Origin of the sequence: Mesorhizobium sp. M0145, from assembly GCF_040322355.1 — a bacterium.
Lineage (GTDB): Bacteria > Pseudomonadota > Alphaproteobacteria > Rhizobiales > Rhizobiaceae > Mesorhizobium.
Genome location: NZ_JAMYTK010000014.1, coordinates 43705 through 57141 on the forward strand (window position 1 = coordinate 43705; position 13437 = coordinate 57141).

Annotated in this window: 16 protein-coding genes; 2 read left to right on the forward strand and 14 right to left on the reverse strand. The window is 61.3% G+C overall.

All coding sequences use genetic code 11. The features are described 5' to 3' along the window. Positions 1-92: 92 nt before the first annotated feature. The 6 genes from NKJ28_RS20125 to NKJ28_RS20150 all read right to left on the reverse strand — a co-directional run bounded on the left by NKJ28_RS20125 (position 93) and on the right by NKJ28_RS20150 (position 6146). On the reverse strand, positions 93-1505 hold the full coding sequence (locus NKJ28_RS20125) for a pyridoxal phosphate-dependent decarboxylase family protein (protein WP_352636768.1): 1413 nt from the start codon (positions 1503-1505) through the stop codon (positions 93-95). A 58-nt stretch (positions 1506-1563) separates the two neighbouring features. Then, positions 1564-2295 (reverse strand): proteasome-type protease, encoded by a 732-nt coding sequence (locus NKJ28_RS20130; RefSeq protein WP_254817354.1) that lies wholly within the window; start codon positions 2293-2295, stop codon positions 1564-1566. A 31-nt stretch (positions 2296-2326) separates the two neighbouring features. After that, positions 2327-3121 (reverse strand): transglutaminase family protein, encoded by a 795-nt coding sequence (locus NKJ28_RS20135; RefSeq protein ID WP_352455718.1) that lies wholly within the window; start codon positions 3119-3121, stop codon positions 2327-2329. Between the two features lie 61 nt (positions 3122-3182). After that, a complete protein-coding gene (locus tag NKJ28_RS20140) occupies positions 3183-4124 on the reverse strand; it encodes an alpha-E domain-containing protein (RefSeq protein WP_352593481.1) in 942 nt (313 codons plus the stop codon). Positions 4125-4324: 200 nt separating this feature from the next. Continuing rightward, entirely contained in the window at positions 4325-5737 is a 1413-nt protein-coding gene (locus NKJ28_RS20145) for a circularly permuted type 2 ATP-grasp protein (RefSeq protein ID WP_352448777.1), read from the reverse strand. A gap of 172 nt (positions 5738-5909) precedes the next feature. Further along, complete coding sequence (locus NKJ28_RS20150; protein WP_023674883.1) at positions 5910-6146, reverse strand: Lrp/AsnC ligand binding domain-containing protein; 237 nt, start codon at positions 6144-6146, stop codon at positions 5910-5912. 242 nt (positions 6147-6388) lie between these two features. Between NKJ28_RS20150 and NKJ28_RS20155 the strand changes: the two genes are divergently transcribed. Beyond that, positions 6389-6808, forward strand: a complete 420-nt coding sequence (locus NKJ28_RS20155; protein ID WP_352455762.1) for a DUF4864 domain-containing protein — start codon at positions 6389-6391, stop codon at positions 6806-6808. 28 nt (positions 6809-6836) lie between these two features. Here NKJ28_RS20155 and NKJ28_RS20160 read toward each other — a convergent pair whose 3' ends face one another. From NKJ28_RS20160 to coaD, 8 genes are all read right to left on the reverse strand, one after another. Further along, positions 6837-8216 carry a glycosyltransferase family protein gene (locus NKJ28_RS20160; RefSeq protein ID WP_352636769.1) on the reverse strand — a complete coding sequence of 460 codons (1380 nt, stop codon included), beginning with the start codon at positions 8214-8216 and terminating at the stop codon, positions 6837-6839. A gap of 221 nt (positions 8217-8437) precedes the next feature. Further along, positions 8438-9568, reverse strand: a complete 1131-nt coding sequence (gene tgt / locus NKJ28_RS20165) for a tRNA guanosine(34) transglycosylase Tgt (protein ID WP_352636770.1) — start codon at positions 9566-9568, stop codon at positions 8438-8440. Between the two features lie 8 nt (positions 9569-9576). After that, positions 9577-9846, reverse strand: coding sequence for a hypothetical protein (locus NKJ28_RS20170; protein WP_023674879.1), 270 nt, complete (start codon positions 9844-9846; stop codon positions 9577-9579). Next, positions 9836-10921 (reverse strand): tRNA preQ1(34) S-adenosylmethionine ribosyltransferase-isomerase QueA, encoded by a 1086-nt coding sequence (gene queA / locus NKJ28_RS20175; protein WP_352455714.1) that lies wholly within the window; start codon positions 10919-10921, stop codon positions 9836-9838. The genes NKJ28_RS20170 and queA overlap by 11 nt, the downstream gene beginning before the upstream one ends. A 12-nt stretch (positions 10922-10933) precedes the next feature. After that, positions 10934-11332, reverse strand: coding sequence for a hypothetical protein (locus NKJ28_RS20180; RefSeq protein ID WP_352455713.1), 399 nt, complete (start codon positions 11330-11332; stop codon positions 10934-10936). After that, positions 11329-11841: a peptidylprolyl isomerase gene (locus NKJ28_RS20185; protein WP_352636771.1), complete on the reverse strand. Its 513-nt coding sequence runs from the start codon at positions 11839-11841 to the stop codon at positions 11329-11331. The genes NKJ28_RS20180 and NKJ28_RS20185 overlap by 4 nt, the downstream gene beginning before the upstream one ends. Before the next feature lie 29 nt (positions 11842-11870). Continuing rightward, entirely contained in the window at positions 11871-12461 is a 591-nt protein-coding gene (locus NKJ28_RS20190; protein WP_502898235.1) for a peptidylprolyl isomerase, read from the reverse strand. A gap of 75 nt (positions 12462-12536) precedes the next feature. Next, positions 12537-13037, reverse strand: a complete 501-nt coding sequence (gene coaD / locus NKJ28_RS20195) for a pantetheine-phosphate adenylyltransferase (protein ID WP_023674874.1) — start codon at positions 13035-13037, stop codon at positions 12537-12539. A gap of 195 nt (positions 13038-13232) precedes the next feature. Between coaD and NKJ28_RS20200 the strand changes: the two genes are divergently transcribed. After that, positions 13233-13385: a hypothetical protein gene (locus tag NKJ28_RS20200; protein WP_254817366.1), complete on the forward strand. Its 153-nt coding sequence runs from the start codon at positions 13233-13235 to the stop codon at positions 13383-13385. Positions 13386-13437: the final 52 nt, after the last annotated feature.

Below are 13437 nucleotides of genomic sequence, written 5' to 3' on the forward strand. Positions count from 1 at the left end.
CTGAAAACGAAAGCCATGAACAGGTATGGGCCGGCTAATGAAAATCGGGCGACTGCAGAGAGAAAAGCTCCGGCGCAATCTCGACGAGGCTATCAACTCAGCCCCCGCGCGATCTCAGTGATGACCTCGAAAGCAGTATCGACGTCCGCCGCAGTCGTTTCGAACTGCCCGACCTGAAAGCGGATCGCCACCTGCCCGTCCACCCGGGTCTGCGTCAGGTAGATGCGGCCGTCATCGTTGATCGCGCTGACCAGCCGCAAATTGTGCTCGTCAGAGTCGATGGCCGCAGCCGCGAGATGGCGGAATGAGAATAGCGACAGCATCGGTTCCGTGACGATCTCGAAATCCGGTTCCCGAGCCAGCCGCGCGGCGAGGCTCTCGCTCCAGGCGACATGGTTGCGGATCATGTTCCGCAGATTTTCCAAGCCATGCGCACGCAGCAGGAACCAAAGTTTCAGCGCGCGGAACCTCCGTCCGAGCGGCACCGACCATTCGGAGTAGTTGATGACCCCGTCGCGGCCATGCGTCTTGAGGAATTCGGGCTTGATCGCCAGCGTGCGGACCAGGTCTTCCGGCTGGCGGATGAACTGCATCGAGCAATCGAACTGTGCCCCCAACCATTTATGCGGGTTGAAGACGATGGAATCGGCATTTTCGGCGCCGGTCCAGAAATGCCGGAACTCGGGGCAGATCATGGCGGAGCCGGCCCATGCGGCATCGACATGCAGGTAGAGCCCGTGCCGCTTCGCCACCTCGGCAACAGCCGCCACATTGTCGGTGCCGCCGGTACTTGTGCCGCCGACGCTGGCGATGATGCCCGCCGGCAGCATGCCGTTTTCGCGGTCGGTAACGATCGCGGCTTCCAGAGCCGCCGTCTGCATGGCGCGGAAGGGTCCGGCGACCGGAATGCGCACGAGGTTCGCCTCGCCGATGCCCGACACCCAGATCGCCCGGTCGATGGAAGTATGGACCTGGTCGGAAGAATAGACCCTCACGACCGGCTGCCCTTGCAAGCCGTTCTTGTTGCCTTGCCAGTCGAGCGCGCGCTCGCGCATGGTCAGCACGGCGGCAAGCGTCGCCGACGAAGCCGAATCCTGCATGACGCCGGAGAATCCCTCCGGCAAACCAAGCGCCTGCCGCATCCAGTCGACGACACGCGTCTCGAGCTCGGTTGCCGCCGGCGAGGTCTGCCAGAGCATGCATTGCGCGGCCATCGCGGAAACCAGATACTCGGCCACGACGGAGACCGGTGCCGCATTGGCCGGGAAATAGGCGAAGAAACGCGGATGCTGCCAGTGCGTCATGCCAGGCAGGATCTTTTGTTCGAAATCGGCGAAGATTGCCTGCATCGTTTCACCGTCTTCCGGCGGCGCGGCATCGACGCTTTTGAAGATTTCGCCCGGCTCGACAAGCGGCCGCACCGGTCTCTCGCGAAGGCTGTTTCTGTAGTCGACGCCCCATTCAGCCGCTCGCAGCGACCACTCGCGGAATTCGTTGCTATTCATCTTCGCCTCCGTGGCGCCTCATCGAGCCGCGATCAAAGAGCACGAAAAACGAAGGTTTTCATTCGGGAAAATCAGGCAGACTGGCAAAGGCGGTCTTCAGCGCGTTCGACCAGCTATCCGAGATCGTACGATAATATTGATCGTCCTGGGTTATTCGCTTTTTGAGGCCGACCTTGAAAGTGTCCTTTTCATAGAACAGCAGGTCGAGCGGCAGGCCGACCGACAGGTTCGACTTCAGCGTCGAGTCGAACGACACCAGCAGCAATTTCACCGTCTCGGCGAAACTCATCGTCCTTTCATAAGCGCGGATAATGATCGGCTTGCCGTATTTGGTCTCACCGATCTGGAAGAACGGCGTGTCGTCGGTCGATTCGATGAAATTGCCTTCCGGATAGATCATGAACAGGCGCGGCGCGCTGCCCTTGATCTGACCGCCGAGGATGAAGGAGGCGTTGAAGTAGGAATCCGCCTTTTCGCCCGCCGGCGACGAACTGGCGATGACCTCCTTGACGGTGTCTCCGACCAACCGGACTGTCTGGTACATGGAGGGCGTTTCGAGCAGCGTGGCACGGCGCTCCGCCACTGCCTTGGTGCGTTCGTCGAGCAGGCTGACCACGGCCTGCGTCGTCGCCAGATTGCCGGCCGACATCAAAACGATGACGCGCTCGCCCGGCTCTTCCCAGACATGCATCTTCCTGAAGGTCGAAATCGAATCCATGCCGGCGTTGGTGCGCGTGTCCGACATGAACACGAGCCCGCGATCGATCTTCAGGCCGACGCAATAGGTCATCGAATCTCTTTGGCAACAATCTTGCCGGGGATTACTGCTCCACGGTGACGGTGACCGCAAGCTGTTCTTCCGCCTGTCCCAGCCGAATTCCAGATACCGGCGTGGCGTCGCGATAATCGCGGCCGGTCGCCACCTTCACATAACGCTCGTCCGGAGAAATGCCGTTGGCGACATCGAAGGCGACCCAGCCGAGGCCCGAGACATGCGCCTCGGCCCAAGCGTGGCTTGCCGCCTGCTCGATGGCCGCATCCATCATCAGGTAGCCGCTGATATAGCGGGCCGGAAAATCCATGGCACGCGCCGCGGCAACGAAGATGTGGCTGTGGTCCTGGCAAACGCCGGTCTTGAGCGCCAGGGCCTCTTCGGCCGGCGTCGTCACGTTGGTGGTGTCCGGCGTATAAGCGACGCGCTCGCCGATCACCGCCATCAACCGGTGCAGCCTTTCGATGTCGGTACCCTTGCCGACGGAGGCAGCAAGCTCGCGAATGCCGCTGCCGATCGTCGTCAGCGGCGTTTCCTGGCCGAACAGCCAGAGCGGCGCGAAACCCTGGTGCGGTCCGCAGACGCCAGCGGTGTCGCGCGTCACCACTTCGCCGGCTGCTTCGACGGTGATGAAGTCGCGCTCGCCCTCGACGCTCAACAGCCGGGTATCATTGCCGAAATGGTCGGTGAAGCGCACTTCCTCGCGTGCGCCTTCGATCTTCAGCGCCCAGGACAGTACCGTCTGGGTGCGCCCGTTCACCGGGAGCAGCCGCAAACGCTGCAACAGATAGTGCACCGGCGCATCGTAGCGGTATTCGGTTCGGTGGGTGATCTTCAGCCGCATCGCTCTCGTCCCTGGAGCATGAGCTTTTCCGAAAACCGATCTCCGCTTTTTTGGATCATGCTCAATAGAACCTGTAATCCTGCGCGATCTCGTCGCCGAGCCTGGTGTTGTCGCGGATGAAATTGGCCAGGAATTCGTGCAGGCCGGCGTCGAAAATATCCTTGATCGACCCGGCCGTCAGCATGGCCTGAGTCTTGGAAGCCGTTGCATGACAGGCGTGGCGCTCCCCATAGTCGTCACCCAGGAATTTGAGATGCTCCGTCAGGAAGCGGTAGCAAAAGGTCAGCGAGCGCGGCATGCGGACGTTGAGGATCAGATAATCGGCGATGTTGCTCGGCTTGTAGTCGGCATCATAGACCCAGCGATAGGAACGGTGCGCCGACACCGAGCGCAGGATCGATTCCCACTGGTAGTTGTCGAGCGTCGAGCCGACCCAGGAGATCGACGGCAACAGCACGTAGTATTTCACATCCAGGATACGCGCGGTGTTGTCGGCGCGTTCGACATAAGTGCCGAGCTGCGAGAAATCGAAAATCTCGTTGCGCAGCATCGTGCCGTAGAACGAGCCGCGGATCAGCGCCGTCTCGCGCTTGATTGCGTCGAGTGCGTTGGGCAGGTCGCGCTCGTCGATCGGCTTGGCCAGCATCCGCTTCAGCGACATCCAGGCTTCGTTGATGCTTTCCCAGGTTTCACGCGTCAGTGCCGTGCGCACCATGCGGGCATTGTTACGGGCCGTTTCGATAGACGACATCGTGCTCGACGGGTTCGATGTGTCGCGCAGCAGATAGTCGGCGACATTGGCGGCGGTGTAGTCGGAATATTTCTGCGTGAAGCTGGCGTCTGAACCGGCGCTGAGCAGCACCGAATTCCACTCCTCCGAAGCGTTCTGGGTACGAGTCAGCGCCATGCGCAGGCCGGCATCCACCAATCGCGCCATGTTTTCCGCCCGCTCGATGTAGCGGTTCATCCAGTAGAGCCCGTTGGCGGTGCGGCCGAGAAGCATGTCAGGCGGTCCTGTGGTGAATAGTGAAAGGTGAATGGTGAATGGTGACTATCCAGATTCCAGGGCACGATTCCGCGCGCTTCACTTCAGGGCATTTCACCAACATCAACGACCCCATATCCTTATCTATTCACTATTCACTATTCACTATTCACTATTCACTATTCGCTATTCGCTATTCGCTACTCGCTACTTCCACTCTAATCATCCAACACCCACGTATCCTTCGTGCCCCCGCCTTGCGAGGAATTGACGACCAGCGAGCCTTCCTTGAGCGCTACTCGGGTCAGCCCGCCGGGCACGATCTGGATACGGTCGGAAACCAGCACATAGGGGCGCAGATCGACATGGCGCGGCGCCAGCCCCTTGTCCGTCAGGATCGGACAGGTCGACAGCGCCAGCGTCGGCTGAGCAATGTAGTTCGACGGTTTCGCCGCGAGCTTTTTGGAAAAATCCTCGCATTCCTTCTTGGTCGCCGCCGGACCGACCAGCATGCCGTAACCGCCGGACCCGTGGACCTCCTTGATAACCAATTCATCGATGTGCTCGAGCACGTATTTCAGGCTGTCCGGCTCCGAGCAGCGCCAGGTCGGGATGTTGCCGAGCATCGCCTTGCGGCCGGTGTAGAATTCGACGATCTCGGGCATGTACGAATAGATCGCCTTGTCGTCGGCGATGCCGGTTCCCGGCGCATTGGCGATCGTGATGTTGCCGGCGCGGTAGACGTCCATAATGCCCGGTACGCCAAGTGCCGAGTCGGGGCGGAAGGTCAGCGGATCGAGGAACGAGTCGTCGACACGACGGTAAAGCACGTCGATCTGCTTGTAGCCCTCGGTGGTGCGCATCGCGACATGGCCATCGACGACGCGCAGATCCTGCCCCTCGACAAGCTGCACGCCCATCTGGTCGGCAAGGAAAGCATGTTCGAAATAGGCTGAGTTGAAGCTGCCCGGCGTCAGCACGGCAATGGTCGGCGCGCCCTTGGTGCTTTGCGGCCGCACTGCCGCCAGCGACTGGCGCAAGAGCTGCGGGTAATTCTCAACCGGCCGCACCTTGATCTGCTGGAACAGCTCGGGGAAGAGCTGCATCATCGTCTCGCGATTCTCCAGCATGTAGGAGACGCCGGACGGCGTGCGCGCGTTGTCCTCCAGCACGTAGAACTCGTTCTCGCTGATGCGTACGATGTCGACGCCGATGATGTGGGTATAGACGCCGGCCGGCGGCCGCACCCCGATCATCTCGGGCAGGAACGCCTCGTTCTTGGCGATCAACTCCTTCGGCACCCGGCCGGCGCGCAAGATCTCCTGGCGGTGGTAGATGTCGTCGAGAAAGGCGTTCAGCGCCTGGACGCGCTGCTCGATGCCTTGCGTCAGCCGTCGCCATTCATTGCCCGAAATGATGCGCGGAACGATATCGAAGGGTATCAGCCGCTCCGATGCTTCCTGCTCGCCGTAGACGGCGAAAGTGATGCCTGTCTTGCGAAAGACGCGTTCGGCGTCCTGCATCTTCTCGGTAAGTCTGGCCGGGTCCTGTTCCTTCAGCCAGCGATCGTAAGCCGAATACGGTTTTCTCAGCCCGGAAACTTCCGGAAGCATTTCATCGAACGCTGCCAATCGCATACTCCCCTGTGGCGCCATTTCACTGGCCTCGCTGGAGAAAATCAAGCGCAATCGGTGATTTGTTGGGCGCCGGCGATCAGTATATCGCACTTGCCTAAAATTAAGGCAGCACCAATAGGGCCTTGATCAGGCTTTGCCTGGTGTCCGGGCAGATGCCGGATGCGGATCAAAACGCGCGAAAGGTGACGACCGTGAACGTGTCCTTGATGCCCGGGAGAATCTGCACTTTCTCGTTGACGAAGTGGCCGATGTCTTCCTCGTCGTCGACATAGAATTTGGCGAGCAGGTCGTAGTTTCCGGCTGTCGAGTAGATTTCCGAAGCAATCTCGGCATCGGCCAGGGCGCTGGCAACGTCGTAGGCCTTGCCCAGATCGCACTTTATCTGCACGAAAAATGCCTTCATTGCCTGGTCCTGCTCACATCGCACGCTCTAGGTATAATCGAGCGGCCCTTGTGGCAGACTGCCGTTCGCCTTTCAAGCATCGGCAATCGCTCAGGCTGTTCTCGCCTCGACAATGCTTTCTCGGCTCGGACACGGACTGCCACGCCGAATGTTTGCGCTCGGCTGAAACCCTGAAGCACTGCAAAGCGTATGGTATCATGTACCTTCAGGCAGCGATTTCTCAGGGACAACGGAGACAGGCCATGCGCCGCGCGTTTTTCGCATTCGCAGTCGTTCCATTCATTTTCGCATCCCAGGCCTTTGCTGGCGACGCCGAAGTCAAAGCGGCGCAGACGGTCATCGATGGGCAGTTGAGGGCCTTCATCGCCAATGACGGAATGACGGCCTACAGCTTTGCCGCACCGAATGTGAAACGCATCTTTCCGACCGTCGATACCTTCATGAACATGGTGACAAAAGGCTATCCGCCGGTGCGCCAACCGCAGACCTACTCCTTCGGCAAGGTTCGCGAGACGAGCCCGACGTCGATCATCCAGCAAGTGCTGATCGTCGGCCCGGATGGCAAGGACTACGAGGCGGTCTACACGCTCGAACTACAGCCTGACGGCAGCTTTCGGATCACCGGCTGCAGCCTGCGTGCGTCCACGTCGCTCAGCACCTGAGGGGCGCTTGAGGAGGGGCAGAGCTGTTTCAATCCTGTCGCCGGTAGAGCGTCCAGCTCAGGCCTGAAAACCCCCAATGCCTCGACGCATCGGCCCGTTCATACGCCAGAGCGCATGCGGCCGTCGGTTCGACATGTTCGGCTTGTTTGTCCATGTCCCCCTCGAGGACCAGCCAGGCGGGCCGTTCGATGCACATCCCGTCGTCTGGAACCAGCAATGCCCGACGATCCATTCGCGCCGCAAAATAGTTGACGACAATGGGGGTGCGGAAATTACCGTCGCTGGCATAGGTGGTTGCGCCGTTCCTGGTCATTTCATCGACGATAGCGGCGTAGGAGCCGCGTCCATATTGATAGAACTGAAGCAGCGACGAAATGCTGCCACTCACCACGATCACCAGCGCTCCCATCGCAAGCAGCCTGGCAGTCCCGCGAGCATCCAGGCCGCGGCCAATCATCTCGCCGGCCCAGAGCAGCAGCAATGTTCCGCTGATGATGAAATAGCGCGGGAACTCAAGGTTGGGCAGATGCGCCGCCGCCATGAGCAAAGGCAGTCCGATAATCCCGATCGCATAAAGGCTGGCTCGACGACCGCGCCAGACACCGGCGGAGAGGCCGACAAGACAGCAGGCGGCAACGATGTAGGGCCCGTCGCCGAACCAGGGTGGCAGCCCGAACAGAGAGCGGATCATCCCGCCATAGCCCTGCGCGAAGGCGGCAATCGAGAACGGCGAAACACCACCGACACTGAAGCCGAACAGCCTGCCGCCGACAAACACGCCGACAGCCAGCGGCAGCACGGCAAGCAAGCCCGGCAGGAAGATCGACGCCAGGTCCGCAACGACACGGCCGACCTTCGCCGTACGCTGCCAGGCGAGCCAGGCGGTCCATATTGCGAGGACCGCCACCATTCCGATCATGGTGAGGTGGCACAGGAAGCCGAAAAGGATCGCCGCTGCCAAGGCCACGCCAGACCACCGTCTACTGTCGAGCCGGCGCTCCAGAAAAACGACCGACAGCAGCGTGAACAGCACAAGGCCGGCATAGCCGCGCGCCTCCGAGCCGTAATGGATCATTGGGTAGCTCACGGCAAACAACAGGCTTGTGGCAATCATCGCCTGTCGTCCGCGCGATGCGGCGCTCACTGCCGCCGCACCGATCGTGGCAACACCTAATGCTATCGACAGACCTCGCTGGATCAGCGGCGAAGCATCGGGGCCAATGAGATAGAGATAGACCGAGTTGAGGAAATGATTGTTGTCGTGATTGACGCGCCAGAATATCTGGTCGATCGAGGTCAGCGGCTCGATCAGCGCAAAGCTCCAGATCTCGTCCAGCCAAAGGTCGCCGCGCGCGCCAAGCAAGCGCAAGACCAGGCCGGTCACTGCGATCGCCAGAATCGCAAGCAACGACCCAGCCGTCCATCGCTGAACCGCGATGGGGGTCGAAGGCGAAAGCTCGGCGATGCCGTTCGTCCGCACCGTCGTGCCAGGAACTGAAACTTGCCCCGAAACGAACAGGTTCTTGATCCTCGCCCGATGTCGTCCGGCAATGCTTATTAGGCAGTCGTTTCAAAACAGTTCATGGCAGGGGCAACTCTTCCCTGGAGCCGGATTCCTGGCGAGCATGCCTACCGGACGGCGAGGTCACCGTTTGCCCATTGCTGCGTGATGATCTCGGCTTGTTCGGCGAACCTGCCAGCCTCGATCGCTTCACGAATGTCGCGCATCAGCTGCTGGTAATAGGACAGATTGTTCCAGGTCAGGAGCATCGCCCCAAGCGCCTCTTGCGAGCGCACCAGATGGTGCAGATAGGCCCGCGAATAGTCGCGTGCGGCCGGGCAGTCGCTTTCCTCATCGAGCGGACGCGGATCGTCGGCATGGCGGGCGTTGCGCAGATTGACCTTGCCGCGCCGTGTGTATGCAAGGCCGTGGCGCCCTGCCCGCGTCGGCATCACGCAGTCGAACATGTCGATGCCGCGCGCCACCGACTTCAAAATGTCGTCCGGGGTGCCGACGCCCATCAGGTAGCGCGGCCGGTCAGCCGGCAGCTCCGGGCAAGTGATGTCGAGCATCTCCAGCATCACCGCTTGCGGCTCGCCGACAGCCAGCCCGCCGATAGCATAGCCCTTCAGCTCCATTGCCTTCAGCGCCTGCGCCGAGCGCAGCCGCAGATCCGGCACGTCGCCGCCTTGCACAATGCCGAACATCGCCTTGCCGGGCTGCTCGCCGAATGCCGTCTTGCAACGCTCGGCCCAGCGCAACGACAACTCCGTGGCGCGCTCGATCTCGTTCTGCTTGGCCGGCAGCGCCGTGCATTCGTCGAGCTGCATCTGGATGTCGGAATCGAGCAGCCCCTGGATCTCTATCGAACGCTCCGGCGACATCTCGTAGGCGCCGCCGTCGATATGCGAACGGAAGGTCACGCCGTTCTCGGTCAGTTTCCGCAGCTTCGACAGCGACATCACCTGGAAGCCGCCGCTGTCGGTCAGGATTGGATGCTGCCAGCGGGCGAATTCATGCAGGCCGCCGAGCCGCGCCACGCGCTCGGCGCCGGGTCTTAGCATCAGGTGGTAGGTGTTGCCGAGGATAATGTCCGAGCCGACGCCGCGCACCTGATCCATATACATGGCCTTCACCGTGCCGCCGGTACCGACCGGCATGAAGGCAGGCGTGCGGATTTCCCCGCGCGGCATGGTGATTGCACCACGCCGCGCCCTGCCGTCGGTCGCCAGCACCTTGAAGGTGAATGCGTCAGTCATTGAATTCCCTAACCATCGAACTCCTTGTCGAATACCGGCGCGTCCGGGGCCTGCTTGTCGAGCGATTGCCGGTAGCGGATGCAGCCGCGCATGAATTTCGGCCACGGCGGCACGGCAATCGCCGGCTCGGTCTTTTCGGGCAAAAGTGACCAGAGGTCGGGATGATGCCAGCACAGATCATGGCCGGTGGCGTCGCGGTGTTGGCGGATTCCGGCGCGCAGTTTCCTGACCTCGGCAATCAAGGCTTCGCGGCCGAAGGTTTCCAGGTCATCGTCCATCGGTATCCTCCCTGAACAGAAGACTTGCGTCTCCATAGGAATAAAACCTGTAGCGGTTCTCGATCGCATGCGCATAGGCCGCGCGCATCGTCTGCAAACCGCAGAAGGCCGAAACCAGCATGAACAGAGTCGAACGCGGCAGATGGAAATTGGTCATCAGCATGTCTGCGGTCTTGAAGCGATAGCCGGGCGTGATGAAGATGTCTGTCGGGCCTGACCATGCGGCCAGCCTGCCGTCCTCGCCGGCCGCGCTCTCCAACAAGCGCAGCGATGTCGTGCCGACGGCGATAATGCGCCCTCCTTTTGCCTTCGCCGCATTCAGCGCTTCGGCGGTTTCCGGGCTGACCGAACCGGTTTCGGCGTGCATCTTGTGGTCGGCGGTGTCGTCCGCCTTCACCGGCAGGAACGTACCGGCGCCGACATGCAGCGTGACGAAACGGCGCTCTATGCCCTTGGCGTCGAGCGTCGCAAACAGCTCCGGCGTGAAATGCAGCCCTGCCGTCGGCGCGGCCACGGCGCCCTCCTCCTTGGCATAAATGGTCTGGTAATCGCTGCGGTCGCGTTCGTCGTCGTCACGCTTGGAAGCGATGTAGGGCGGCAGCGGGATGTGGCCGACGGCATGCAGCGCCTCGTCGAGGAACGGACCTGACAGGTCGAAGCCGAGCAGCACCTCGCCACCTTCTCCCTTCTCGATCACGGTCGCATCGAGTTGGCCGAGAAAGCAGGAATTGGCGTCATGACCGAAATGGATGCGATCGCCGGCGGCGATGCGCTTGCCCGGACGCATGAAGGCGAGCCAGCGGTCGGGCGCCATCCGCATATGCAGCGTGGCTTCGACCTGCGCCGCCGCCTCGCCGCGCCGCCTGATGCCCTTCAATTGTGCCGGAATGACCTTGGTGTCGTTGAAGACCAGCAGATCACCGGCCTTGAGCAGGGCCGGCAGGTCGCGCACTGTCCGGTCCTCGAGCCCCTCACCCGGCCTGACCACCAGCATCCTGGCACTGTCGCGCGGCTCGGCTGGGCGAAGCGCGATGCGCTCCTCCGGCAGATCGAAGTCGAAAAGGTCGACGCGCAAGAGATCCCCGCCTCAAGGTTCCGGGCAGGTCACCGCCCAGGCGCCAACACCGTCTATGCTCAATGTGCCGCCCATCGCGAAACTGGACTGCTCGCTGGCCTTGACCAGTCGCAATCTGGCGACGATCGAGCTGATGCCTTCGTCGGTGAGGTCGATAAGCATGCGCTCGTCGTCTTCGAATGCCTGTCCAACGATGACTTTCGTTGAGCCTGGCTGTCCGTCCGTGGTCCATGTCTTGCCGCCGGCATCCAGCCACACACGCGCGACCGCAATGACGGCCGTGTGTCCCATCAAAACGTCAATCGATGCCGCGCCGCCGTCGGCGCTGCAGACGATCGATTCCGTTGCCAGCGCCGGAGTGGCCGCCGCGACGAGCACAAATGCGATGGCCGCGACAGCCCGGCCGGTCATTTCACGTCGGCCGCGACCTTGAGCGACACGATCTTGTCAGGATCCTGCACCGGTTCGCCGCGCTTGATCTTGTCGACGTTGTCCATGCCTTCGACGACCTGGCCCCATACCGTGTACTGGCGGTTGAGGAAGGCGGCATCGTCGAAGCAGATGAAGAACTGCGAATTGGCCGAATTCGGGTTCTGCGAGCGCGCCATCGAGCAGGTGCCGCGGCCGTGGTTGGCGTTGGAGAACTCGGCCTTCAGATCGGGTTTGTCGGAACCGCCAGTGCCGGCGCGCGATGGCGCGAAAAACGGCTTGTTGGAATTGCCGAACTTCACGTCGCCGGTCTGCGCCATGAAGCCGTCGATGACGCGGTGGAAGACCACGCCGTCATAGGCGCCTTCGCGTGCCAGTTCCTTGATACGGCCGACATGGCCGGGCGCCAGATCTGGAAACAATTCGATGACGACCTTGCCCTTGGTCGTGTCCATGATAAGCGCGTTCTCGCGGTCCTTGATTTCGGCCATGTCAGAAATATCCTTTTGAACAATTGGGGTTACTTGCCGTCCGCGGCGATGCGCACCTTGATCATGCGATCGGGGTCGGTCACCGTCCCGTTCTGCGCCTCGTCGCCTTTCTTGATGTGGTCCACCAGCTCCATTCCGCTGACGACATTGCCAACGATGGTGTACTGGCCATCGAGCGGCGGTGCCGGCGCGAACATGATGAAGAATTGCGAATTGGCGGAATTCGGATCGTCGGAGCGGGCCATGCCGACCACGCCGCGCTGGTAGTGCTCGGTGCCGGAGAATTCGGCCGGCAGGTCAGGAAGATCGGAGCCGCCGGTGCCGACAGCGTCGGCATTGAAGCCGCTCTTCATGTTGCCGAACTTGACGTCGCCGGTCTGCGCCATGAAGCCGTCGATGACGCGGTGAAAGGCGACGTTGTCGTAGGCGCCCTGGCGCACCAGCTCTTTGATCTGCGCGACGTGCTTCGGCGCAAGGTCGGGCCTCAGCGCGATGGTCACGTCGCCGTCCTTCAGCGTTACGATCATGGTGTTTTCCGGATCGGCGGCAAAGGCCGACACGGATGCGGTCACAAGACCGGCAAGCACGGCAAGCAAGAAGGCAAGCTTTTTCAGCGGCATGGGATCTTTCTCCGAATATCTTCGTTCATGCATGTCGTTACCCAAAGCCGGGTTCCACTTTTGGGTGACATGCATTTATTTCGCGAATTTGGCGGTGAGCGCGCCGGCCACGGCCGCCGGCACGAAGGGGCGGATATCGCCTCCCATCGAAGCTATCTGGCGCACAAGTGTGGCGGTAATGGTGCGCACTGAAGGGCTGGCGGGCAGGAACACGGTCTGCAGCTCCGGCGCCATGGTCTCGTTCATGCCGGCCATCTGCATCTCATAGTCAAGATCGGTGCCGTCGCGCAGGCCGCGGATGATGATCGAGGCGCCATGCTTCCTGGCCGCATCGATGACCAACCCGTCGAAGGCGACTACTTTGATACGCGCACCGTCGCTGCCGAATTCCGCCTTCGCGGCCGTTTCGATCAGGCCAACCCGTTCCTCGAAGGAAAACAACGGCTTCTTGCCGGGATGGATGCCGATCGCCGCATAGATTGTATCCGCCACGGCCAGCGACGCCTTCAGCACGTCGAGATGGCCGTTGGTCAGCGGGTCGAAAGAGCCGGCATAAAGGGCGATGCGTTCGGTCATGGCAGGTGCTTCTAGCGAGCCTCTCCTCTAAAGGCAAATCCGATCGCCAGCCCGCCCCATGAACCTTTTGGCCGACGTGAACGACAGATGAATGTGCCGCTCACAACAGCTTCACGCAGTGTTCACTAAGTTGCAGCTGCAGAAGATGAAACCAAACACCCATCTAATCGTTGTTAGGCGCAGGAGAACACGCACATGCTGATCTACATGCTCGCCACCGCAATGACCGTCGCCATGCTGATCGCTACCGTATTCGGGTTGCATCAGGAAGCACAGCGCGTCCGCGCCAAGGCCAATACCAAGCGGTTCGAAGGCTTCGGCAACCGCAAGCCTTATCGCCACTTCTAGATTGCGGGGGTGTCTTCACACGCCGGCCCATAGGGCTGGCGCCATCGTGGCA